General features: G+C 55.5%; 15 protein-coding genes. 11 read left to right on the top strand and 4 right to left on the bottom strand.

The genetic code is table 11. The features are described from left to right. The first annotated feature begins 77 nt into the window (after positions 1 to 77). From IEY53_RS04640 to IEY53_RS04625, 4 genes are all read left to right on the top strand, one after another. Positions 78 to 1,631 carry an ABC transporter substrate-binding protein gene (locus tag IEY53_RS04640; protein WP_189022431.1) on the top strand — a complete coding sequence of 518 codons (1,554 nt, stop codon included), beginning with the start codon at positions 78 to 80 and terminating at the stop codon, positions 1,629 to 1,631. Between the two features lie 144 nt (positions 1,632 to 1,775). Next, complete coding sequence (locus IEY53_RS04635; protein WP_189022430.1) at positions 1,776 to 5,294, top strand: carbohydrate-binding domain-containing protein; 3,519 nt, start codon at positions 1,776 to 1,778, stop codon at positions 5,292 to 5,294. A gap of 150 nt (positions 5,295 to 5,444) precedes the next feature. Beyond that, the gene (locus tag IEY53_RS04630; RefSeq protein ID WP_189022429.1) at positions 5,445 to 7,133 is read left to right on the top strand and encodes a glycoside hydrolase family 3 protein; all 1,689 of its coding nucleotides are present in this window, start codon (positions 5,445 to 5,447) and stop codon (positions 7,131 to 7,133) included. Between the two features lie 20 nt (positions 7,134 to 7,153). Next, positions 7,154 to 9,058 (top strand): DUF8769 domain-containing protein, encoded by a 1,905-nt coding sequence (locus IEY53_RS04625; protein WP_189022428.1) that lies wholly within the window; start codon positions 7,154 to 7,156, stop codon positions 9,056 to 9,058. Between the two features lie 279 nt (positions 9,059 to 9,337). Here IEY53_RS04625 and IEY53_RS04620 read toward each other — a convergent pair whose 3' ends face one another. Further along, positions 9,338 to 11,041: a DUF4127 family protein gene (locus IEY53_RS04620; RefSeq protein ID WP_189022427.1), complete on the bottom strand. Its 1,704-nt coding sequence runs from the start codon at positions 11,039 to 11,041 to the stop codon at positions 9,338 to 9,340. A 258-nt stretch (positions 11,042 to 11,299) separates the two neighbouring features. Here IEY53_RS04620 and IEY53_RS04615 point away from each other — a divergent pair, with 258 nt between their 5' ends. Both IEY53_RS04615 and IEY53_RS04610 read left to right on the top strand, forming a co-directional pair. Continuing rightward, positions 11,300 to 11,644 (top strand): sigma factor-like helix-turn-helix DNA-binding protein, encoded by a 345-nt coding sequence (locus IEY53_RS04615; RefSeq protein WP_229695985.1) that lies wholly within the window; start codon positions 11,300 to 11,302, stop codon positions 11,642 to 11,644. Further along, positions 11,641 to 11,805, top strand: a complete 165-nt coding sequence (locus tag IEY53_RS04610; protein WP_229695984.1) for a helix-turn-helix domain-containing protein — start codon at positions 11,641 to 11,643, stop codon at positions 11,803 to 11,805. The genes IEY53_RS04615 and IEY53_RS04610 overlap by 4 nt, the downstream gene beginning before the upstream one ends. 51 nt (positions 11,806 to 11,856) lie before the next feature. Here IEY53_RS04610 and hflX read toward each other — a convergent pair whose 3' ends face one another. Further along, positions 11,857 to 13,119 (bottom strand): GTPase HflX, encoded by a 1,263-nt coding sequence (hflX, locus tag IEY53_RS04605; protein WP_189022424.1) that lies wholly within the window; start codon positions 13,117 to 13,119, stop codon positions 11,857 to 11,859. Positions 13,120 to 13,717: 598 nt separating this feature from the next. Between hflX and IEY53_RS04600 the strand changes: the two genes are divergently transcribed. The 3 genes from IEY53_RS04600 to IEY53_RS04590 all read left to right on the top strand — a co-directional run bounded on the left by IEY53_RS04600 (position 13,718) and on the right by IEY53_RS04590 (position 15,473). After that, positions 13,718 to 14,848, top strand: a complete 1,131-nt coding sequence (locus IEY53_RS04600; RefSeq protein WP_189022423.1) for an acyltransferase family protein — start codon at positions 13,718 to 13,720, stop codon at positions 14,846 to 14,848. A 76-nt stretch (positions 14,849 to 14,924) separates the two neighbouring features. Beyond that, positions 14,925 to 15,071, top strand: a complete 147-nt coding sequence (locus tag IEY53_RS04595) for a hypothetical protein (RefSeq protein WP_189022422.1) — start codon at positions 14,925 to 14,927, stop codon at positions 15,069 to 15,071. Between the two features lie 99 nt (positions 15,072 to 15,170). Further along, the gene (locus tag IEY53_RS04590) at positions 15,171 to 15,473 is read left to right on the top strand and encodes a GNAT family N-acetyltransferase (protein ID WP_229695983.1); all 303 of its coding nucleotides are present in this window, start codon (positions 15,171 to 15,173) and stop codon (positions 15,471 to 15,473) included. Between the two features lie 150 nt (positions 15,474 to 15,623). Here IEY53_RS04590 and IEY53_RS04585 read toward each other — a convergent pair whose 3' ends face one another. Together IEY53_RS04585 and IEY53_RS04580 are read right to left on the bottom strand one after the other, a co-directional pair. Next, a complete protein-coding gene (locus IEY53_RS04585) occupies positions 15,624 to 18,626 on the bottom strand; it encodes a DEAD/DEAH box helicase (RefSeq protein WP_189022421.1) in 3,003 nt (1,000 codons plus the stop codon). Beyond that, complete coding sequence (locus IEY53_RS04580; RefSeq protein WP_189022420.1) at positions 18,623 to 20,260, bottom strand: SWIM zinc finger family protein; 1,638 nt, start codon at positions 20,258 to 20,260, stop codon at positions 18,623 to 18,625. Before IEY53_RS04580 ends, IEY53_RS04585 begins: the two co-directional genes overlap by 4 nt. 144 nt (positions 20,261 to 20,404) lie before the next feature. On the opposite strand from IEY53_RS04580, the gene IEY53_RS04575 reads away from it, so the two are divergent. Both IEY53_RS04575 and IEY53_RS04570 read left to right on the top strand, forming a co-directional pair. Continuing rightward, positions 20,405 to 22,723 (top strand): helix-turn-helix domain-containing protein, encoded by a 2,319-nt coding sequence (locus IEY53_RS04575; RefSeq protein WP_189022419.1) that lies wholly within the window; start codon positions 20,405 to 20,407, stop codon positions 22,721 to 22,723. A gap of 180 nt (positions 22,724 to 22,903) precedes the next feature. Then, positions 22,904 to 23,914: a tripartite tricarboxylate transporter substrate binding protein gene (locus tag IEY53_RS04570; protein WP_189022418.1), complete on the top strand. Its 1,011-nt coding sequence runs from the start codon at positions 22,904 to 22,906 to the stop codon at positions 23,912 to 23,914. Positions 23,915 to 24,018 lie beyond the last annotated feature (104 nt).

The following is a 24,018-nucleotide window of genomic DNA, read 5'->3' as shown; positions in this document are numbered from 1 at the left end:
GCTTGTTGTATATAGGGGGAACTACTCATTAGTTCCATTTATATAGCATATTGTTAGGCAAAGGGGAGAAGCGACTAATGGCAAGTAAAAGAAGCATGACTCTGCTGCTGTCACTCGTACTTATGGTCGGTATGGTGCTCAGCGGGTGCTCCGGCAATAATGCCGGGAACAGCGCCGGAACCACGGATATCACGGCTAAACCGAGCAATGAAGCTCCGGCGGCGACGGAGAAGGGGGAGGCCACCAAAGCGCCTGATGCTCCTGCCGGACTGGAGCCGGTAGAGCTGTCGCTCTATCTGCCGGGCGGGCCGGATAAGGATGTTGCGGCGGTGGAGCAGGAGATTAATGCTTATCTGAAGGATAAGATCAATGCCACGATCAAGATCAACCAGCTGAGCTGGGATAAGCCGGCGGATAAAGTGAATCTGATGATCCAGTCCGGCGAGGTGTTCGACATGGTCTTTACCTGGAACTTCATGACCAACGCGGCCAAAGGAGCGTATCTGCCGCTTGAGGAACTTATCGATACCCATGCCAAAGAAACCAAAGCCCAGATTCATCCGGCTTATCTGCAGGCGGCGACCGTGAATGGACACCTGTATGCGATTCCGACGGAAAAAGAGCTGGGGCAATCCGTAGGGTTCGCTTTTGACAAGGCCATTATCGATAAATACGGATTCGATATTAACAGCATCAAGCGGCTGGAGGATATTGAGCCGCTGCTGAAGACTATCAAGGAGAAGGAACCGGCAATCTCCCCCTTATTCATGAATCACACGGACAGCCTGAGCTGGTTCACCGCTTACCCGAACAGCGAGGATATTGACGGCAGCGGCGATATACCGACCTTGCTGGACTACGATACGATGAAGATTTTTAATGAATACGATACACCTGCGATGACCGAACGGCTGAAGCTGATCCGCAAATGGTATGAAGCGGGTTATATCAACAAGAATGGCGCCACGGACAAAACCGAGCTGAAGGATGCGGTCAAAAGCGGCAAAGCCTGGTTCACCTACGGCAATATGAATCCGACATCAACCAATGACTGGACCCGGCTGGCGGAGAAGCCAATGGTAATCAAGACGCTGTTGCCGGTACAGGTAGGCACCAAAAGCTTGCAGGGTTCGATGCTGGCCATCTCCAGAACCTCCAAAAATCCCGAGCGGGCCATGATGTTCATCAACCTGATTCACACCGATCCGGTGCTGTATAACCTGCTGACCTTCGGCATTGAGGGCAAGCACTATAATAAGGTGGACGATAAGACGGTAGAGTTCATTCCGGACAGCGGCTACAACTCGGTCTCCTCCTGGATGATCGGCAATGTGCTGCTGAACTATCTGAACAAAGACGAAGATCCGAAACGGGTGCAGTTGTATACCGATTGGAATGCTGCGGCCGAAACTTCGCCGGTGATCGGTTTCGTCTTCGACTCTACCAAAGTCCAGTCCCAGATTGGAGCGCTGATCAATATCACCAAGCAATACAAGAATACTTTATTTTCCGGTGAAAAGGACCCTGAGCCGATCCTCAAAGAAATGAATGGCAAGCTGAAGGCCGCAGGTATCGATGCCGTCATTAATGAGCTCCAGACTCAAATGGACGCTTTTCTGGCAGCCAAATAAAGATTAGAGATAGCAGGCTAGCCCGGTATCCGCAGGTGGTGCAGTGGTGTTCTATGAAACCGCCGCCGGGATACCGGGTCAAGTGATTCGGCTAATGAGGCATATAGATACCCTGGTCTATCTTAATTAGAAAAGGGTGTTCATATGCAAATACGTAAACTGGTCAACGTATTGCTGATTCTGATGCTGGTGTTTATGCCTACCGAACAGTTGATGGCTGCAGAAGTGCCTGCCAACCCCATAAATGAAAGCGCTTTAAATGTGAAAAAAGAAACAATGTCTGCTCCCCCACTCTCCGTTGCCGACGCTACCTATAGCCCTGCAGTAACGGATGATGTCTATGAGCCGCTCTCCCTGCTGTGGCAGGTTGGCGATGCAGACCACAGTTCTGCGGAATTCACCGTTATTGATGATGTTTATAGCGAAAGCTTTTCCCTCCCCCTCCCTCCGGAGAACTGGAATACGATACCCCAAGGAATGAAAGCAAGTGTGAACCCGGAAATGGAACTATGCTATACGCTCACCGAAATTCCGGAGCATGGCGTACAGTTCAGCTTCAAGGTCATTGATGCAAGTACCGCTATTCCCCAGATTGCTGTATTTTCCAACGGCATGATGAGCGGCCTGGTTCAGGTGACCGGTCTGAATGACGGCGAGACTACTCTGGCGAAGACCTGGAAACAGACCTACAAGCTCTATATACCGAAGGAACAGCTGCAGGTGGGTGACAATGTACTTCATTTAAGAGTGGACCGTGGCTTATACGCGGATGCGGAAGCTTCCGGTTATGACGGCGACAAATATCTATGGTTCGAGTGGGATTATTTCAAGCTGGAAACACTGGATGAACCGGCGGTTGAGCCTATTCATGGCAGGTATGTCCATCTCGGCAGCACGATTGCCACGAATACCTTCAACTATGATGAGAACACTATCCGTCACCTCGGCCCGATGGCTAAATGGATGGGCGTTGCCTACAGCGGCAACTGGATGAGAGCTTCCTTCTGGTCCGACACCAAAACCCGTTGGGACCCGCAAGGCCGGAACTATCTGGCCACGCTGCGCGACCTTAATCTGGAGCCGATGCTGAATATCCTCGGAGGCACCTGGAGGACGGATGCCGATCTGCAGGCGGGAATTGTCAGCAATGCGCTGCGGAGTTATTATTCGGACTTCGTCACCAAGTTCGGCGACTTGTATCAATATTCGGAGAGCAGCAATGAGCCGGGATTGTTCCGCTGGTCACAGGCGTCTGTGCTGGCTATCCATGAGCTGATGGCGGAGGAAAGGGAGACGAACAACCAGCCCTATCTGAAGATTGTCGCTCCGGGCTGGGCCTACTGGCCGTACAACGGAACACCGGACGGATGGGAACGTGATCCCGAGCAGCGGCGGCCCATTGAGGAGCTGTCGGATGTGACCAATGGGCACAGCTACGGCGGAACAGGCGTACAGCCGCTGCCCGGCGGCAGCCTGTATGAGAATCTGCAGGTCTACGACGAGGCGGATGAGGGCTTTGGCAAACCGATGGCGATGAGTGAGACGGGGGCCAATGACAATCATTCGGACAATACCAAATATGGGACGTACGCTTACCGTTTTGCCTCGGCGTTTGACCGGGAGCTGCGCGGCAATATCGGGTATGTTGACCATATCATGCAGCATGCGGCTTTTTTCAATGACGGTACGGAATTCGGGCTGTTCCGCTCCGATGTTAACTGGAATACGCACCGCTTCGAGGATACGCAGGCTGTACCGGCGAATCCGGGCGAACCGGGAGAGACGCGCCTGAAGACGTTCCGCCGTTTGGCGGCCGCTTATGCGACACACGGCAGCCCGCTGCCCTATAAGATCATGAACAAGAATTCCTTGAAAGACAAAAAAGCTTACTTCCGCGCCGTGGACACTTCAGCTCTGGGTGCTACCGAGATCGGGGCGTCGGCAGATAAGGTGCTGCTGAACTTCGTAAATTTCGAGCAGGAGCCTGTGACCATGAAGGTGAAGGTGGAGATGCCCTTCTGCGGTACCTATGCGGGTGAGGTTTTTGGTGCGGGAGATCATTATGAGGATGCCCATTCCACAGTTCAGCTCACAGCAACGCCCTATCTGACGCTTACAGTCTCACTGGGTGCCGGGGAGACGGTGCAGTATATTCTGGATGAGCTGGAGAACACTCCGCCGGCTGCGCCTGCGAACGCAGAAGCGGTGGCTGTCAGCCATGAGCAGATTAAAGTCAGCTGGGACGCCTCCACAGATAATGATTACGTGGCAGGTTACCGTGTCTACCGGGACGGCGGGCCTGAGCCTGTAATGACAATACCGGGCCGGATTACTTTCTTTAACGATTACAGCGTAGCTCCGGAGACGGCCTACAGCTACACGGTTCAGGCTGTCGATGATTTCGGCAATGTCTCGCCGCTGACCGCCCCGGTCACCGCGACATCGCTGGTGATGCCGGTCACGCCGCATGTGCCGGGTGATCCGGGCAAGTTCGAGGCGGAAGCCGCTGCCTTCGCCCCGCCGCTCCGCATCTCGAATAACTCCAATGCCTCCGGGGGCAAAGTGGTGGAGCAGACTCATGCGGGCAGCCTGGCGATTCAGGGCTTTACCTCGGCTGAAGGCGGGAGTTATACCTTGTCCATTGGCTATACAGCCAATCAGGACGCCAAAAAGGCTATCTACGTGAACGGGCAGAAACAAACCACGATAACGCTGCCCTCAACGGGAAGCTGGACGAATGCTTTTACCGAAAAGCACTACTCGATTACCCTGCAGCCGGGATTTAACACTATCAGCTTTAATGCGGCCGGCAACGGGGCCAATCTGGATTACTTCAGGCTGGACGAAGGAGAATATGTGCCGGTCTCGGAGTGGTACCCGGTGGAGCACGACCATGCTTACATTGACTATTCCGGGTTTGCACCAGCACCTAACGGAGTGTCCCATGTAACTTATGATCCGGATTCTACCGCCGTCTTCAGCTTTAACGGCATCGGGGTCCGCTGGCGGTCCGATATCAAAGGTGATATGGGCAGCGCCGAGGTATATGTGGACGGCGAACTCAAGCAGACGGTCGTAATTCCGCAGGCCGGGCTGGAAGGCGAGGACCGGATCGTCTATGAACTGACCGGACTGGACAACGGGCTGCACCAGATTGAAATCAGAAGCAGCAACGGAAGAGTAATGGTTCACGGATTTGAGTTCGAGGGGTACGAGGAGACGCTTCCGGCTCCGCTGGCCGACTTGACCGTGACGGAGGTAGGCTGGAATATTCTGGCCCCTGACGGCAGTCCGTCCCCGCATACAACGCCGCAGCTGGGCGATTCACTGATCTTCTGGGCCAAGGTAAAAAATATTGGCATGCGCGCCACGCCGCTGAATGCCTCCACCGGACTCGGACAAATCACCGGCGGAGCCTTCTCCGTCAACGGTGGAGTCGTTTCCTGGACGGATACGTACAATGCGGTGATTCAGCCGGGTGAGGAGATCACCCTGACGGCTAATGCCAGTGCCCAAGGTACTCCCAAATGGACCGTGCCGACCATCGGGGACTTCACGATCAGCTTCTTTGCGAACGACATCTGGCGTTACCCCGAAATGAACAAGGAGAACAATAAACGGAGTACGGATTTGCATATCTCTCTGCCGGGTTCGGAAGATTAAGGATAACAGCCCCGCACGCTCTGGCTAGCAGAGCGTGCGTTTTTTCTGAGGGGAATAGAATTTTGAACTTATTTGCATAGCTCGTTGTATTCATCGTACTCCTGAAATTCGCTACACTGAGCTTACCAATAACCGGGAGGAATTCGGACCATGCCAAGGGCATTAACCAATGAGGAGCAGAATTGGGTGGAACAGACCCTGAACGCCATGAGCCTGCCAGAAAAAATCGGGCAAACGATGCAGGCCCACGCCGGCAGATTGCCTTTTAAGCAAAATGATGAACAGGCGCTTGCTGCTTATTTGAACAAGTATCCGGTGGGCAGCTTTTTTATCGGCGGTGAGGTGATCCAGAAGGCTGCGGGAAAAGCCGGCGAATACCGGGAATGGATAGAGCTGCTGCAGAAGCTCAGCCGGGTGCCGCTGCTGTTCTCAGGCGATCTGGAAGCGGGAGCGGGCTCTGCGGTCCGCAGCCTGACCACCTTCCCGCCGCTACCGGCGCTGGCGGCCGCCGATGATGAAGCCTTGGCCTACGCTTACGGCAAGTTCACGGCGCTGGAGGGCCGGGCCGCCGGATTCACCTGGGCACTCGCGCCCACCGTAGATATCGTGCTGAACTGGATGAATCCGATCATTACCACCCGTTGCCTGGGTGATGATGCCAAACGGGTCGCGCGGCTGTCCGCCGCGATCCTGCGGGGTATGCAGGATCATGGCATGGCGGCTTGCGCCAAGCATTTTCCGGGAGATGGGGTGGATTACAGGGATCAGCATATCATTACCACTATTAATGATCTGTCCGAGGAGGAATGGTTCGGGACGTATGGGGAAGTGTCAGCGCACCTGATCCAGGCGGGGGTCATGACTTATATGACCGGGCATATTGCGCTGCCTTGGCTGGAGAAGGTTCCGCATGGGGAGCCGCCTGTACCGGCGACGGTATCCTACCCGATTACCACACAGCTTCTGCGGGAACGGCTGGGCTTTGAGGGAGTGATTCTGTCCGATGCGCTGGATATGGGCGGCTTCCTCGCTTGGGGAGACTACAGGAAACGGATTGTAGATTGCTTCAACTGCGGGACCGACGTGCTGCTGTGGCCGGGCGTGCGGTATTTTGAGGTGATGGAGCAGGCCCTTGCGGACGGAAGCGTCACTTTAGAGCGGCTGGATGCCAGTGTCCGGCGGGTGCTTGTACTGAAAGCCCGTTTGGGCATGCAGCGGCTTGATCTGGCGGGAAGGGACCCGCTGGCGCAAGAGCTCCGGAATGATACATTGCCGCAGGAGCTGGATCTTGAAGCACGGGAGCTCAGCCGGACCCTTGGTGAGCGCTGCGTGACCCTTGTCCGCAACCGCCAACAGCTGTTGCCCCTTGATCCGCTGAAGACGAAACGGGTGCTGGTCATTATGCTTAACAAAGCAACGGAAGGGCGCAAATTTGTACGGATGGAGCTTTTTGTTGATCTGCTGCGGGCGAGAGGGCTTGAGGTGGATCTGCTGGAGGAGTTCGAGCCACTGGACACGCTGCAAAAGTGGGAAATGTCCGGTGTACGCTGGGACGCTGCGTTCGCGCCGTATTTTATGCCGCTGCACGGGATGATGAATACAGCCCGTCCGGTAGGCGAAGCGGCCAAAGCCATCTGGGCGATGTTGCATGCGGAGACGATCCGGCCGATTGGGGTTTCTTTTGCCACGCCTTATTTGCTTAGGGATATGCCGTTTCTGGATACGCTGGTCAACGCCTATTCCCTGCATGCAGAGTCTGTGGAGTTCACGGTAAAAGCTCTGTTTGGAGAGGTGCCGTTTCAGGGAGTATCGCCGGTACAGGCGGAGGATCACAGTTGAGAGAGGCAGGGGGACGGTTTATGGAAACCGAAGCGATGGAAGGAACAGAAGGAATAGAAGGAATAGAAGGAATGGAAAAGATCAATCACAAACGAATGCTTCTGTCTACAATACGCGCGCTGGAGCCCCGGTATAATCCGGAGCTCCGTCTGCTGCGCTCCCCGTTCAGCAGCCCGGGGTACCATACCACGCTGCGGAATGTGGAGTTTATTCATTCCACCCGAGATTCGCTCTCTTATGCCCTGGGGCTGCTGGATACGGAGCTGCCCTCTTATGAGCAGCGCGCTTTTGAGATCATCGCGCAAGTCGTTTCCTTGCAGGAGCAGGACCGCAGCCGGGACACGTTCGGCATCTGGTCCTGGTTCTACGAGGAGCCGCTGGACAGGATGGCGCCTCCTGACTGGAACTGGGCCGATTTCTGCGGCAGCAGACTGGTGCTGGCCTTATCACGCCATGGGCACCGTATCCCGGCAGAGCTGCGGGAGGCGGTCCGGCAAGCCGTCACCTATGCCTGTGAGGCCATTATTAAACGGAATGTCGGACCGGACTACACTAACATTGCCATATTGGGGGCACTTGTCACCAGCATGGCCGGTGAGGAGCTCGGCCGTACCGATTTTGCCGCCTATGGGCTGGAGCGATTGACGAGGCTGTATGAATATACGAAGCCGCGCCGGGTTTTTCAGGAATACAACAGTCCGGTGTATACCTATATTGCCATCCTGGAGTTGTCCAAGTTCCGCGCCGGAACGAAGGAGGACCGGGTGAAATTACTGTGCGATGAATTGATCGGCATGACCTGGAAGACGGTGGCCGAGCATTACCATCCCGCGACTGGACAATGGTCGGGCCCGCATTCCCGCTGTTATGAAACGCTGCTGAACGAGCAGAGCAGGGCTTTTTTGCAGGTGGCGACCGGAGGGAAGGTGAAGTTCTTTGCTTGGGATGACCTTCCCTATGAAGAGGAGTGGTATGGAAGCGGAATCTCCTGCCCGGAAGCGTATCTGGACCTGTTCACCGTTCCGGCGACCAAAGAGGTACGGCGGCTGTATGAAGGCGGGGCGTATGTGAGTGCGGGAGGCGGGACGGAGGGGCGGGGATGTGAAGGTAGGGAGAATGTGAGTGAGGGAGACGAGAAGGAGGGCCAGGGAAGTGAAGGTGGAGCAAGTAGTGGGACTGGAGAGAAATGGGCGGTGACTTTTCTGACGCCGGAGTACAGTCTGGGGTCTTTCAGTAACAGTGATTGCTGGAACCAAAGAAGGCCGCTGCTGGCTTATGTGAATAATGAGGGCCGCCCTGCCTCTGTTCGATTCCGCTGCCTGCATGACGGTTACGACTACTGTTCGGCCCGATTCCAGAGCTGGCAGCAGCGGGGGCATGTGCTGTTCGGTATCGATTTCCTCACGGATGGCGGGGACACACACCCGAATCTGGACCGGATCGACGGTTGCATTGAGGCGGGGGATTTCCGGCTGCGGCTGGAGATTGGCGGCCATCTGAACAGGGTTCAGGCGATCCACAGGGAAAAGGGAGCCTTGATTCAGATAGGGCCGATTGACTGCGAGCTGCGGACCTGGTTCGCCGGGTTCTCGGGAGAAGGAGCCGAAAAGCAGTCGCTGGCATGGGAAGTCCGGGAGCTTGAAGACACGCTTGCCGTCGATCTGGTCCTCTACTCTGGAGCCCGCAGAACGATCGATTTCCGCAAGCTGGAGCAGGCGGCCATAGTATGTTCTTTGGACATGGGGAGTAGCGGGGTGGCCGCTGCACCTGTGATTGAAGCTGCAGCTTCCGGGAGGCTGCGGGTAGGTCCCGGCCCAGACGTGGCGGCGGCGGGCAGGAGCAGCGGGGGAGAGACGGCTGACGAACCGATTGCGGGAAGGGAGACGGCTTTTTACCTGAGCCTGCGGCCAAGGCCGGGAGTGTAAAGGCGTGGTTTCGGCGCTCCCGTGGCCGGAAGCGCCGGAATTGCCGGAATGGAAGGCAAAAATGCCCTAGAATCCGGCGCTGGGGCCGAAATTGCCGGAATGGAAGGCAAAAATGCCTTAGAATCCGGCGCAGGGGCCGAAATCGCCGGAATGGAAGGCAAAAATGCCTTACACTCCGGCGCAGCAGCACCAGATTCGCCGAAACCCAAAAACCGAAACCCCAAAAACCAGCCGTCCCCAAAAGGGCAAGCTGGTTTTTGGGGTGCCGGCACACCGGCATTAGTGCAGCTTAACGCTGGGGCTCAGCGTAATTTCAAAAGCGCGCCCCCAGGTGAAATCCGGATTGTCGTATTCCAGTTGAGCATCAGCATATTCGGACATGGACCAGGAATCCCCGCAGATTTGGCGTACGTTGCAGGCCGCTTCCGGGGTGCCGATGCGGAAGGCGTTTTTGCCTGCGAGCGTAGCGGTATGTCTCTGCATCGCTTCGCGCAGCAAAGTCTGCAAATGCTCGTAGTCAGCAGATGTGTTGAACAGGAGCATGTTCTGGTCGGCGGCAGCGGCGATATTGGTGTAGGGGGAGGTGCTTCTGGAGTAGGTGCGGATATCGGCGATGGCTATTTTCTTATAGTAATAATCTTTCAGGAAACGTTTGAACAGCAGCGACCCGTGCGCATTCACAGCCTTGCGCAGAGCGGTATGCCGCGTTTCCGTAACGAGGAAGGCGTAACGCGCCTGACCCATCCCCAGAGCAATCCCGATTTTGTTGCCGGGGGTGTTCCAGGCGCTGTATCCCAGCAGGCGTCCCGTATACTCACTGTCCAGCAGGGCTTCGGCAACAGCCGCATCGGCTGGTCCCTGTCCCACGAAATCAATAACGACAGTCGGGACCTGGTTGGTGCCATTGGCAGCGATCCGGCTGATAGCGGAGGCGGCCTGATCGCCCGCTGTAATGGCAATGATCTCCACGGCAGCCGGGCCGCTTACGAGCTCTCCGCCGATAATATCGACATGGCGCAACACATTCTGATGGACATCCATATATTCATAGGGGCTGGTGATGGTGGAGCCGTGAGGGCCGAAATAGTGTACGGAGTAGCTTGTTTTGTCCCCGCAGTGATGAAGTTGCTGGGCCATTCTCGCCATCAGGGCATGACCCAACCCGTCGGCATCCGGCAAAATAATGGCACGATCCGGGTTCTGGCCGCTGATCCCCCCAAGCCAGGCGTTAATCCGTTCCTCGATCCATCGGATCTCATTGATCTGAACCCCCTGAATGTTGGCATCATCCACACCGACTGCAAGGAAATCAATGTAGCCCGAACGGGCCAGCTGGTCCAGGATATAATGGTTGGTTTTAAATTTATGCCGCCGGGTGTTGTAATATTGTTCCTTATTAAATTGGGTCGTGTCACCATAAGCCGATTCGTCAGGGGCCAGATTATAGCCGGCCAGAATATCTTCAAACGCCGTAAAAGCTTTTCGCGGCTGCAGCATGAAGCTGCGTGACTCTGCATAGGCGGCGCTGCTTAACCCGTCTACAAGCGCCGTTGTCGCCAGCCGCATAATGGTATCCATAACATAGACCGGCTTGTGCGGATAAGACTTTTTCACGAGCCGGATCACGTCCAGCAATGCCGTGGTGGAGGCATCGTAGTCCGGATAGCTTCCGCCGCCGTTCGTCCGAAGCTGCCTGCTGCCGATTAACCCGCCGTAGGCGAGCATATCGGTGGAGATAATGAATCCGTCCACGGAAGCGGCATGACGAAGGATGAATTCACGGATAGCTGCCGTGTTGCCGTAGGTGGGTGAAGACGTGCCCAGCAAAGTGGTTCCCGAGACGGTTTTTTCGGCATCCAGCCGGTTCCTGAGGGCACTGGCCGGAGGGGTGAGGACATGAATCCCCGCACTTTTTCCTTGCATAATTACATCATCCAGATTAGCAGGACGGTCGTCGAGCGGTACATACAGTATATTTTTCATATCTTGATGCTCCTTTGGAGTAGGATAGGCTTCGAGCGAAACCTTCACTTATAGAAGTAAATCCAGACCTTACATAACAACCGGCAGGCTAAAAAATGTTTCATAGGTGCTTTAACCAGATTTGAAAGTGAAGTAATCACGGCTCTTACCAATACTTACAAAAATATGGTACAATAAATAAGAACCTATGTTCTCATTTTAGTTGTGAGTGTCCCTTTGAAAGTTCCCTATAGATAGATGAGAAAGGGGAGAACAGTGATGCAGCAGCAAACCGTATACGATCGTTATAAGAAAGAGATTTACCGCATTGGCTGGAGGCTGCAATACCGTGCCCGCAAAATGAAGCAGCGGGAAGGCGCTACAGATCAGATCGAGCGCTATGGGACAACCTTCACCGAATCTGCCGACGACAAAATGCTGGTCGAACAGCTCCTGGACCAGCTTCCACAGAATGGTAGAGCATTGATGGATATGCTGTACATGCAGGGACAAACGGAAAAGGAAGTGGCAGGCAAACTGAATATGAGTCAGCAAGGAGTGAACAAGTGGAAGCAAAAGATGATCCGGCAATTATCGGAGACAGCGAATTCACAGCGTTATTGAATGCAGCAAGACAGCAGGACCCCGAGGCCATGCTGCAGCTGATTGAATTGTTCAAGGCGGATATTCTGCGGCTGAGCAAGGTCATTTATATGCCTGAAGAGGATGTGGTGTCCGAGATTGTCCTGGAGTTTCTTGAATTTGTCCAACAGGGCAAAGAATAAAGCCCCCTGAACCAGGGGGCTTTATTCGGTGACCCGGGCTCGGGCTATGGTCTACAGAAGCTGTGCGCGGTACTTCTCGGCATCGGCAGCCCGGCATTCCAGTGTAAGCCGTGTACCGTTCTCCTCATAGCTGACGGCTTGCACGTGGGCATGTTCGTTGAAGTAGGAAACAATCTCTCCCCGGTCAAAAGGAACCAGGAGCTCGCACTCCACATAATCGCTGAACACCCGGCTGCGGATCAGCCCGGCCAGTTCAGCGATGCCGCGTTTGTGTCTGGCGGAGAGATAGATCCGATCCTCCTCAACAAGCGGATAGGGCTGCTGCGTAAGATCGGCCTTATTGTAAGCGTAGAGGGTCGGGATGCCCTCCACACCCAGCGCCTTCAAGGTCTCATTGGTGACAGCCATATGCTGCTGATGCTGCGGATCGGCATAGTCCACCACGTGAATCAAGAGATCCGCCTCGGTCACCTCTTCCAGCGTCGAACGGAAAGCCTTGACCAGATGATGGGGCAGCTGGCTGACAAACCCGACGGTGTCGGTCAAGAGGAAGGTACGGTGGCCGGGAAGCTCAATGCTGCGCACCGAGGTCTCCAGGGTGGCAAACAGCATATCCTTGGCGAACACCTGCTTCGTCAGGGATTCCGGGTGGTAGGTGTCCACGACGGCGTTCATCAGCGTCGATTTGCCGGAGTTGGTGTAGCCGACCAGACAGACTACAGGGACCTCGTTCTTGCGGCGTTGTTTGCGCTGGACCTGGCGTCTTTCGACCTGTTGCTGCAGCTCGCTTTGCAGTGCGGTGATCCGCTCCTCGACACGTCTGCGGTCCAGCTCCAGCTTCGTTTCGCCGGCGCCTCTGTTCTTCAGCCCGGCTCCGCCGCCTTGTCTGCCCAGCGATTCCCGCATGCCGCTAAGACGGGGCAGCATATATTGCAGCCGGGCTACCTCTACCTGCAGCTGGGCTTCTTTGGTCTTCGCCCGGTCGGCGAAGATATTGAGAATAAGCAGGGTCCGGTCAATCACATGCCGGTCCAGTGATGACTCCAGATTGCGGATCTGGGAGGGGGACAGCTCATCGTTAAAAATAACCACGGTGTCTTCATCCTCCAGCATCAGCCGCAGCTCTTCAATTTTACCGGTCCCGATGTAATGGGAAGGATTGATGCGGCTTGCCTTTTGGCTGAGCTGACCGATGACCTTGAGGTTGCAGGCGGCGGCCAGATTGGCCAGCTCCTCCATGGAATAAGTGAACTGGGTGTCATTCTGAAGCTGGACACCGACAATAATAGCTTGCTGCTGTATAGGTTGTTGCATATAGGGATTCATCCTCCAATAATCGTAATAAAGTACACCAAAAAGCACAGGCAGTCTGCCTGTGCTAACAGTATCGGTAGAGGACATCAGTTCAAGCACGTGGAGAAGCGGAGCTTCCCCGGCGTACCCGGCCTTCCATATGCCATAGGTAAGAATAAGACCAGCGTGGAGATTTAGGGCAACGGGTGTACATACGTGTGCCTTGGATCACCAAATTGGCTATTCATGAAATATATGGGATAGTGGACAGACTAATCCTGAGTCCTCTGCACATTGGGCAGAGCTTGAGCGCTATTCAATTAGCCGCGCAACGTACGAACTCGGATAAAGTCTATCACACGTATCCCTCCGTTCCTAAAAGTTAACTCGATTCTAACACATCTCCTATATAGTGGCAATGCATGGTGTTCTTTTGAGGGGGGTAAGAGGGGGGTGCCCTGCTGCCAATGTCCTTCTGAAACGCCCGGATTATAGGGAAGAAGGCTCATTTATAGCTGCCAAGGCCACAGGGAACTAGAAAACCGCCGGGAATGATGATAAAGTTTGAGCAAAGATTTTGAATATAGAATAGGGTAATGGAATGGAGTGAGAAATCGGAATGAGTACCCTGCAGAAAAAGCCCAAAAGGCATATCGCCGAGCTGGTCTGGCTGCGCACCGTGGCTTGTCTGATGATTGTAGCCGTTCACGCCGTGGAGAGTGTGATTCATTACGCATCAGCCGAACAGATGGATTCCAGCTACAGGTTATTGTACCCGCTGATTATGTTTATGAAGCTGGCTACACCGCTTTTTATCTTCATATCTGCATTTCTGCTGGCCCATGCCTATCCCGTCAAGACCCCAGAGCATTTCCTGCGGAAAAGGGCCAAATATCTCCTGATTCCCTATGTGATCATTGCCGTAGTGTATGCGGTGCTGGAGGCGGTGTACGCAGGTTTCTCATCAGCCGTCCTGGCGGAAAGATTATGGAAGAACATTGTGCTTGCCGAGTTCCACGGTTATTTCATCCTCACGATCTTTCAGTTCTACATCCTCCATCAATGGATCGCTCCTTATTTGAACCGCTGGAAAGCAACGGTTGTCATTCCTGTGGCCCTGGTGATCAATGCGGCCTACCTGGCCTTTTTTAATCTCATGCAGCCGTTTGCTATCCCGAATGCAGAGACATTCTGGCAATTTCTGTGGTGGGTGCCGTTCCCGGCCTGGGTGTTCTATTACGTAACGGCTTATTATGCGGGACGCAATGTGGAAGAATTCCGCGATCGTCTGAGCCGGAACCGTCTGAAGGTGATCGGAGGAAGTCTGTTGTCCGTGATCTTTTTCTTTATCTTGTACTCTTCCAAAATTCTTCCCGTCAATTCTTCCAAAAATGTCATCGTGCTCATCTATGCGCTGCCGGTGATGCTGCTGATGTTCTACCTGGCTTCAGTTATCCGGAGCAAGCCGCCGGCGCTGCTGAACTGGATTGCCAGCTTGTCCTTCGGGATTTTCCTGCTGCATTCCTTATGCCAAAAGGTGGCCTTCAGCGCGTTGCAATCGGCTCTGCCGGGTCTTGCGCTGCCGCTGCAGATTATCGTTCTGTTCGTAGCTGGAGCCGCCGGAGCCATGCTCCTTACGTATATGATCAGTCTGCTGCCGTTCGGCACGTTTATTATCGGTAAAATAAATCTGCCGAAGCGTGCATCTATCCAGCCGGCTGGCCTGCCCACAGCTTCCGGAGAGGGATAAGCGGGCATCGTCAACGACAGTCTCATATTTAGCTGCAAAAGGCTGCAAGCTGCCCGGTCCGGGGGCTTGCAGCTTTTTGTGTGCACTGCGCTTGCTTGGTGGGGTGGCCCATAATTTATCCGTGAATCTGCCGGATGAGCAGCTCCGCTACAATCTGGTGGATGAGCCGGTTACGCTGGTGGTCAGTTCGCTCTCCGCCAGCGATAATCTGGGTCACTTTTAGAATGCCGGAACAATGGTAATCACTTTATAGTAGCAAAACTGGGTAATGAAATAGAGTAAGGCGCTAAAACCCAGGCATTGCAATAAGGAGGGATAACCAATGGAATCTATGGATCAAGCGGATGTTGGCAGGATAGATAGACAAGGCAATGGATTTGTTTTGCGTATAGATACAGGTCCGATTGGCGAAATCACGTATGTGCCCCATGGGGAGGATACCTGGATTGTTGATCATACGTTCGTGTCACCGGAACACCGCGGCGGGAACATGGCCCGGAGACTGCTGGACCGTGTGGTAGAAGAAGCGCGGGCGGAAGGCAAGCAGATTATACCGGCATGCTCCTATGCGCTTTTACAATTCAAGCGGAATCCGGAATATGCGGATGTGTGGAAACAAAGTTAAAGGTTAAGGTCAGCAGACTGCCAATGACCCAAAATGCAAAAAAGCGATTCTCAGGGTAACGGAGAATCGCTTTTTTTGCTGACTTTTTACAGTTTCTATAAGCTCACAGCTCGCAGGGATTGCCGTCCAAAAGGGCGGTACGGGTGAAGCTTAACCCATCCACTCCCGGCGCAGTGTGAACAGATCTTTGAGCGCGTCGGTGGACAGCTCGGTGATCCAGCCCTCGGAGCTGGCAATCACATCATCGCTGAGCTGCTGCTTGCTTTCCAGCATCTCGTCGATCCGTTCCTCCAGGGTACCGAGTGCAATGAATTTATGCACCTGGACATCCCGGGTCTGGCCCATGCGGTAGGCCCGGTCCGTTGCCTGATTCTCAACGGCCGGATTCCACCAGCGGTCGAAGTGGAACACGTGGTTGGCAGCGGTCAGGTTCAGGCCGACGCCCCCGGCCTTAAGCGAGAGGATGAAGACGTTCGGCTGATCGGCCGGTGGTTCCCCCTCCGGCAGGACCGGCGACTGAAAACGCTCAATCATCCGGTCGCGGGCCGTTTTGGAGGTGCTTCCGTTCAGATACAGCACCGGCTCCTGAAGCTCCTGCTCAAGCACGGCCTGAAGCATTTTGCCCATGCCGACATACTGGGTGAAGATCAGGCAGCGTTCCTGTTCTTCACGCAGCTCCCGGACCATGGCCAGCAGCCGTTCCAGCTTGGAGGAGCGCTCAATCAGAGCAACCGTATCCAGCCGGTTCGCGGCATCCGGCTCGGGCAGCGCCTCTTTGGTCAGCAGCATCGGGTGGTCGCACAGCTGCTTCAGCCCGGTCAGTGCAGCCAGAATGGCTCCTTTGCGTTCGATGCCTTCCAGCTTCTGCATGCGTTCGAGCAGCCCATTCACGGTCTGGTCATAGAGGGCGGCTTGCTCTGCGGTCAGATGGATATAGGTCTTCATCTCGTTTTTGTCCGGAAGGTCGAGCTGAATGGCCGGATCTTTTTTCTTGCGGCGCAGCATGAACGGTTTGACGAGCCGCTGCAGATCCGCGGTGCGCTTCTCATCGCGTTCCTTCTCGATCGCATTTGCGAACCGGTCCTGAAAAGCTTTGGCGCTGCCGAGGTATCCTGGCGTGATGAAGTCGTAGATGGACCAAAGCTCCGACAGCCTGTTCTCAATCGGTGTGCCGGTAAGGGCGATTTTGTGCAGGGCGGGGAAGCTGCGCACTGCTGCGGATTGTTTGGTCTGGGCATTCTTGATGTTCTGCGCCTCATCCAGGCAGATCGCGCCCCAGGTAAACTCCCGCAGAAGCTCCTGGTCCAGTGCCGCCGTAGCGTAGGAGGTCAACACAACGTCGGCCTGCGAAGCGGCCCCATAGAAGAACCCGGCGTCCAGCCGTTTGCTTCCGTAGTGAAGCAATACCTGCAGGGACGGGGCGAAACGCTGCAGCTCCTTCTGCCAGTTGCCAAGCACCGAGGTAGGACAGATAATCAGCGCAGGCCAGCTGGAGGGAGCGGCATGCGGCCCCCCGGCAGGCACAGGTTGAGCTGCCGTGCTCTCTTGGAGATGGAGCAGGTAGGCGATCAGCTGGACCGTTTTGCCGAGACCCATATCATCGGCGAGACAAGCGCCCAGCCCGAAGCGGCGCAGGAAGGCCAGCCAGGCGAACCCTTCGTGCTGATAGGTCCGCAGCTCCGCCCGCAGCCCGGCCGGAACCGGCGGCTTCGGCCACTGGGACTGCTGGCCAAGCTGGCCGATGAGCGAGATCAAATGCTCATTGAGCTCGACCTCCAGGCGGAGACGGGCGGCATCCTCTTCAAGCTGCTCTGCTGTAGCTTCGCCATTCTCCGCTTCCTCGCCGGTGCCGAGCAGATGCAGCTGCAGGATGTCCTGAAAGGACAGGCCCTCGGACTTGTCCATGCCGGCCATGGCCCGCTGAATCTGGGCCAGCAGGGCGGGGTCCAGTGGCACCCAGGTCCCCCTGAACCGGACCAGCCGTTCTCCGCGGGCGATCAGCTCCGCGAATTCGGCTTCGGTAAGGTCGGCATCGCCGATGGAGATCCGCCAATCGAAGTCGACCAGGGAATCCAGGCCGAACAGCGACTGGCTGCTCCGGCTGCTTTCCCCGGAGCTGATCTTGGCGCGCAGGCGCGGCTTCTTCCGGCTGGCGGCTTCCCACCAGGCCGGAAGAAGCACCTGCCAGCCGGCCTCCAGTAGCCTGCGGCTATCGGCCGTCAGGAAGCGCCAGGCCGCCTCATTGCTGAGCGGCTCGCCGAGCAAGTCGCCGCCGTCGCCCAGGCGCTCGCCCGGCAGGCAGGCGCGCAGACGCTCCAGCCAGCCGCCCGCCCGTTCCCGGACATGGGCCGTCCATGTGTCCGGCCACTGGCCAAACGTCCCGCCATCTTCGGCGAGACGCACTGGGACCAGTGCGGACTCGTCGCGCTTGTCCTGGAGGACCAGCGTGAGCCGCCACTGCACCTCATCTTCGTCCGGCTCAAGCAGCTGCAGCGCCGGACGGAAGGGCGCGGTGTCGGCCTTCCAGCCAATGGCCATCAGCCAGGAAGCTTCGTCCATGCCTGATGCGGCGGCGTTCTTGTCGAACAGCAGCGGAAACTCGCTGCGCAGATCTCCGGCTTCCGCCTCGGTGCCATAATGACGCAGGAACACGGCGGCGGAGAACGCCGCTTGAAGGCCTTCGGCGAAGCCGGGGTTCCCCTCCAGCTGCCGGAGAGCTGCTTGCGCGGCCTCACTTGTCTCGGCCGCAGCACGTAAGGCGGCATCCTCCCAGGTCCATTGCAGCTGACCTTCGCGGCAGGCCGTGAAGCTGGGCAGGTATTTCTTATCCTCCACGTTGGCCAGAAGCAGCGGGGCCAGCTCCACCAAATGGGCAGCTTTGCCGTCCCAGCTCCAGCCGAGGTGCTTCAGCAGCTTGGGCTCTGCGAAGAAGGGAAGCACCTGCTCGGCAGGCAGAATGACCAGATCTACGCCTTCGGCGCTCTGGATCGTTAGATCGGTCCCGTAAAAAGACTCCTCATGCCAGGCAAACAGCCGCTGCTTGAGGTACATTCCGGGAATATAGTCGTCGTTCTCCGCCAGCCCATAGATAAGCGCATCGCCATATTGGGTAAGGGCCAGCTGAATAGTAATCGTGCGTACAGAGATATTCATGGGATCAGATTTCCTTTCCGCAGCTCTTCCTGCAGGGCGCGGAGTCTGCTGTGCCGTGCGGTGAAGCCCTCCAGAAATAACGCCCAACGCTCCTCGCGCTTCAGCTTCTTGTAGAGCTTGGCCAAACGTTTCAACAGCTTTACGGCCGCCTTGTAGCTGTGCCGGTTCTTCTCCACCACAAACCGTTCCACAGCCTGATGATAGAAGGGCAGCAGCAGCTCCGGTGCATTCTTCTCCAAGGGCTGGAGATCACGGACCCGGAAATCGGCGGGCGCCTTATCGTCCGACAGCTGGAAGTCCATCCAGTCCTGCCATTTGCCGTACTCCAGCAGCTTCTCCGAGTAGACCTCATGGGCCAGCGGAAGCATGGCCGCCAGCGTCTCCCACATCCGGGGTTCGGCCTCGGGGAGCTCGCGGAGGGTCTCTTCCCAATACTGGGAGTAATCCTTCAGATTGTACCGGATACGGGTGCTCAGCATAGGCCCGATGCGGGTAAGCCAGTCCGCGAGACGGCTCCAATCCTTCGCTTCGGACAACGGCGGGAGGAAGCTCATCAGCTCGCCGGGATCAAGACCCGGCCGGTCCGCAGTATGGTCCAGCGATTCCCAGGCCGCCTCATCGTCTTCGGCGTAGAACAACATTCGGCTGTAGGCCAGCTGCCAGGCGTGGCGGGACAACGAGGCGCCCAGTTCCTGGCGGGCCTGCTCCAGCTGTTCAATCTCGTCAAGGAAAAGCTGGCGGCTGCCCGAAGCAGGCATCAGCCAGCAGGTCCAGAAGAGGGAATAGGAGGCGGAGAAATAGGATTGATTCCGTGATTCCGTCAGCATCTCATGGCGCAGGTAATCCAGCGTCTCGGTGACATGGGGAAATAGCTCGGGATGGGCGGCCAGCGGAAGCTTCTTCCGCAGGAGACTCTCCAGGGCATCCTGTACTTCGGTTACGGCCAGGTGGGTGAAGTAACCCAGTGAAGAAACAAAGGTATTGGTTTGGTTACCCAGAGGTTTGGTCAGCGTTTCCAGCAGAAACAGCAGGGTATGCAAGCGGAACAGCTCATCCAAAACCGGGGGAAGTTTGGGTGTGACTTTGGCTACCGCCGCCAGGGCCCGGTCCACATATTGCGGGTTCCGGATACTCGGAGCCAGCGGGGAGGTGCAATTGTCCAGGAATTCACGCCACTCTGCCACTCCTCCGGAAGGCAAACGTGCCGCCTGCTCCACAAGCTGTTCATGCCGAACCGACAACAGTGTGGATAAGGGGGCGGCTTTGCCTGCGGACTTGGCTATAGCGGGCTTGAACGCCGCTGAGGCGGCCTTGGCATTGGCGAGCATATGGACCGAGCGCTGCTGCCTTTCGGCAAATTCCATCAGTACAGCGGCCATATGCTTGCAAGGACGCTGTACCGGGCAATCGCAGGATTTCGCTGTCAAGTCGTCCAAATCGAGCGCTAACCGGTAAACTTCCCGTCCTTCAACACACGCGTTAATCTTGCGGGAATCGGTCATCGCAAATGGCTTGACCCGCTGCTGCTTATAATATTGAAAGCCTCGTTTGAGGGTCAGATCATCAAAAGAATACGCCACATTCTGAATGAGCTGATCCCACTGGTCGTCATTCAGGTCATAGTTTGGTTGCATGCAATCGGTCTCCTGTAACAAAAATATTGTGGTTATCCCATTATAGCATTTAAGAGGATATGACGTGTTCCATATTGAAGTAGTTGGATAACATGCTACTCTTAGTTCCTGATGACTAGAATTGGGAAGGATGAAGCTACACCCATGCTGCGACTTAAATTAAAATATTTACTTCACAATAAACAAACCAGACTGATCCTGATGTTAACGGTGACGGTGTCCCTGTTCATAACCCTGATTGGCCTGTTTTCCTACGGTGAATACCGGGATGCGCTCGATACGGAGCTGAACACCCCCAATGTTGAGCTGCTGCAAATCAATCTGGATGTCACCAACCGGGCGTTCAGGGAGTCGGATAACAAAGCCGTGGATCTTTCGTTTCATCCAGCCATACTCAAATATGTGGAAGGGCCTGCGGCCAACAATGCCGCAGCGGCTGCCGAAGCCCAGAACTATCTGCGTACCCTGGCTACGGAGCCGGATATTCATTCCATCAGTGTGGTCAAATTTCAGGATCACTCCGTCCTCACCAGCAGTGCCGGATATAGCGCTGCCTGGGAGGATGCGCCCGAATCTGCCTGGAGCGCATGGATTGGGGAAATCAAGAACAAGCCGCTGCTGATCAAAAGAAGAGAGTACCTGGGCAGCGATCCGAAGCTGAATGGGACACAGCTGCTCTCATTGGCAAGACCGGTCGTCCAGGACGGGGAGGTTGCCGGTGCTGTTCTGATTGATCTGGATTACGACTGGCTGTTCTCCAAAATGTATACCCATTTGTCCAGCTATCAGTTTGTATACAACCTGGAAGGTGAGCTGATCTATCCCAAGCTGAATCTGCCGTTTCCCCTCGCTGAAATGAAAGGGGTTCTGGATACCCTTGAGGTAAGCCCGTTTGCACATGTCAAAATCGAGGGGCAGCCTTATATGGCCAATCAGACCTTCTCGAATGTGACGGGCTGGCGCCTGATTTCACTGGTTCCGATGGAACAGCTCCTGAAGAATGTGGAGCTGGCCCGCAACATGATGCTCATGCTGTCGCTGATCTCCATACTTGTCGGCTTGTCGGCCATTTATTATTACAATTATGCCGCTTTCCGGCCGCTTAAACGGATTAACAAGCTGCTTAGCCCGGACCCGAAGGCTACCGGCCAAGGCAATCTTTATGATCTGGAGCCGGTAATCGGCAAGCTGGTCGGTGATTTCCAGAACCGTTCGCGTGTGGCGGCCTGGAGTCTGCCGGAGCTGCGTTCCAAATGGGTCCAGGATCTGACTACCAAAAGCATCGGGACCCAGGAGATGCGGACGAAATGGGAACATTACTTTGAGGGCTGGGCAGATGGGCCCTTTGAGACCTTGGTGGTGTCCATCGACCGCCATTCGCAGTGGGCCAGGGCCTACATGGAAGAGGACCAGATGCTGCTTAAATATGCGATCAACAATATGGTGGCCGAATATTTCGAACCCTCCTGGCGGACCGTAACCGCCCCTTCCCAGAAGGATAGTGTGGTTGTGCTGCTGCAATCGAAGGAGCAGCAGGAGGCGGATCTCCCGGAAAGTGCGGGGAAGCTGGTTACCAGGCTCGGGGAAGTCTTGAATATATCTGTATCGATCGGAATTGGACAAACGGCTGGCAGCATGCTGCAAGTGGCCCGTTCCTATTCGGAAGCCCGGCTGGCTTTGTCTTACCGGCTGTATAAGGGCTATGGCGGCATCCATGACTATGCGTCGATGGAGGTTCCGGCCGAGGAGCATACGGGGGCTGCCGACGATTTCTGGAAAGCTGAAGTGCTGGATGCGCTCAAAATACCGGACAAAGATGCCGCTGTGGATTGGATACACCGCTGGGCTGCGGATGCCCGCAAAAAAAACGCAGGGCCGCATAAGGTTCTTCGTATTGTAGATGATCTGCTGGAGGAGATTCTGGGCATTGCTGCAGCAGGCAGCTATACCCTTCCAAGCGAGCTGGCGGATTACACGCGGCATCAGGTTACAACGATGGAGCTTGCAGAAATTGAAGAGATGCTGTGCCGGATTGTCATCCCTATGTCAGCCCAGCTTGGCGAGCACCGGCAGACCAAGGAGTACAGGCTGGTGCAGTCTATGATCCTTTACATGGAAGAGCATTTGCAGGAGAATATCGGTCTGCAGGATGTGGCGTCTCATGTGAATATGGGGGTTTCCTCTGTAAGCAATATGTTCAAAGAGGAGACCGGAACAACCGTATATGACTATCTCACCCATCTGAGAATCGATCAGGCTTGCGAATTGCTGCAGAACAGCACCCTTAAGATCGCCGAGATTGCGCTGCTTGTCGGATACCAGAATGAGAACAGCTTCATCCGCACCTTCCGCAAAAACAAATCGGTTACCCCGGGAAAGTTCCGGGAGAGCAGCAAATATTCCAATGAATATGCAGATCCGCCAAAACCGCGCCATTCCGGCGTTTTTGAAGACTCGGAATAAGATTATCCGATTGTTCGGCACGCTCTGCATGCGGTACGCTCCTACTTGAGAAGACAGCCAACAGCTTTGTTGCAGACGAAAGCCGGGGCTGAATACAAGTGGAGGTGAAGCAGCGAGTGCGGACAGGAATGGTTTCGGTCAGCGGCTCGGGTCTCGTAGATTAGGGAGAGGGATGTCTTTATGAAAAGAACAACCAGATTGGGGATTTGGACGGCAGCCGGATTGACGGTAATTCTGCTTGTTCTGCTGAGCTATCAAATGTCCGGCGATGATTCGAAGCGGAAGAAGGATAGTGCGGAGTTCCCCAGAAAGCCGATCACGCTGATCGTACCTTATGCTGCCGGAGGCGGTACGGATACGACGGCCCGGGCGCTGGCCAAGGCCACGGAGAACTATCTGAGTCAGCCGATCGTGGTGGTCAACCGGACGGGCGGCGGCGGTTCCGTGGGACTGATGGAGGGGGCAAATGCCAAAGGGGATGGGTACACAGTTACTTTTCTCCCGGCAGAGCTGACCACACTTCCGCATTTGGGCTTGCTGCCGATTACCTATGAGAAGTTCAAACCCATTGCACAGACGAATTTTGATCCCTCGGCCATTACGGTAAGAGCCGAAGCCCCATGGCAGACCGTAAATGAATTTCTGGATTTCGCGAAAGCGCATCCAAGTGAAGTGAAAATGGGGAATGCGGGCACGGGGAGCATCTGGCATTTGGCTGCCGTGACCCTGGAGCGGGAAACAGGAGTGGAGTTCGCCCATATTCCTTTTGAGGGAGCCGGACCTGCAGTCTCGGCCTTGATGGACGGATTCGTCGATGCGGTGCCGGTAAGTCCGGCTGAAGTGAAGAAATACGTGGATGAAGGCAAGCTGCGCACACTGGCCATTAACGCAAATGAACGCTCAGCGGCGCTGCCCGGTGTGCCGACACTGGAAGAGCAGACCGGCATTCATATCAACTTCACGGGCACCTGGAGAGGGCTCGCAGTACCCAAGGATACGCCGGATGATATTGCACAGCTGCTGGCCGGAGCTTTTATAAAGGGTACCGAGGATAAAGAGTTTAGGGAATATATGCAGCTCGGCGGCCTGGGACTTAGAGTCACAGACGGCCAGGCATTCGGGCAGCAGCTGAAAGAAAGCCATGATTTGTTCGCAGGAATGATCCCGGAGCTGGGTCTTAGCCGTAAATGATATGTAAACGCCATCAATTAAACAATCTCCTGAGTGAGCCGCTTGCTGTAGGTACTCTATGGCAAAAGCGGGGACTCTGGGGACGGATTGCTTGCGCCTTTTTT

It is taken from the genome of Paenibacillus albidus, from assembly GCF_014644435.1.
GTDB classification, from domain to species: Bacteria; Bacillota; Bacilli; order Paenibacillales; family Paenibacillaceae; genus Paenibacillus_AQ; species Paenibacillus_AQ albidus.
Note: the sequence above shows the minus strand (reverse complement) of the source record. Positions and strands in the feature narration are given on the sequence as shown.

Coding starts and splice junctions, on each gene's coding strand:
- IEY53_RS04630 (WP_189022429.1), top strand. CDS start 5,445: ATGCCAAGGGCATTAACCAATGAGGAGCAGAATTGGGTGGAACAGACC.
- IEY53_RS04590 (WP_229695983.1), top strand. CDS start 15,171: ATGGAATCTATGGATCAAGCGGATGTTGGCAGGATAGATAGACAAGGC.
- IEY53_RS04625 (WP_189022428.1), top strand. CDS start 7,154: ATGGAAACCGAAGCGATGGAAGGAACAGAAGGAATAGAAGGAATAGAA.
- IEY53_RS04635 (WP_189022430.1), top strand. CDS start 1,776: ATGCAAATACGTAAACTGGTCAACGTATTGCTGATTCTGATGCTGGTG.
- IEY53_RS04620 (WP_189022427.1), bottom strand. CDS start 11,041: ATGAAAAATATACTGTATGTACCGCTCGACGACCGTCCTGCTAATCTG.
- IEY53_RS04615 (WP_229695985.1), top strand. CDS start 11,300: ATGCAGCAGCAAACCGTATACGATCGTTATAAGAAAGAGATTTACCGC.
- IEY53_RS04580 (WP_189022420.1), bottom strand. CDS start 20,260: ATGCAACCAAACTATGACCTGAATGACGACCAGTGGGATCAGCTCATT.
- IEY53_RS04640 (WP_189022431.1), top strand. CDS start 78: ATGGCAAGTAAAAGAAGCATGACTCTGCTGCTGTCACTCGTACTTATG.
- hflX (WP_189022424.1), bottom strand. CDS start 13,119: ATGCAACAACCTATACAGCAGCAAGCTATTATTGTCGGTGTCCAGCTT.
- IEY53_RS04585 (WP_189022421.1), bottom strand. CDS start 18,626: ATGAATATCTCTGTACGCACGATTACTATTCAGCTGGCCCTTACCCAA.
- IEY53_RS04575 (WP_189022419.1), top strand. CDS start 20,405: ATGCTGCGACTTAAATTAAAATATTTACTTCACAATAAACAAACCAGA.
- IEY53_RS04600 (WP_189022423.1), top strand. CDS start 13,718: ATGAGTACCCTGCAGAAAAAGCCCAAAAGGCATATCGCCGAGCTGGTC.
- IEY53_RS04570 (WP_189022418.1), top strand. CDS start 22,904: ATGAAAAGAACAACCAGATTGGGGATTTGGACGGCAGCCGGATTGACG.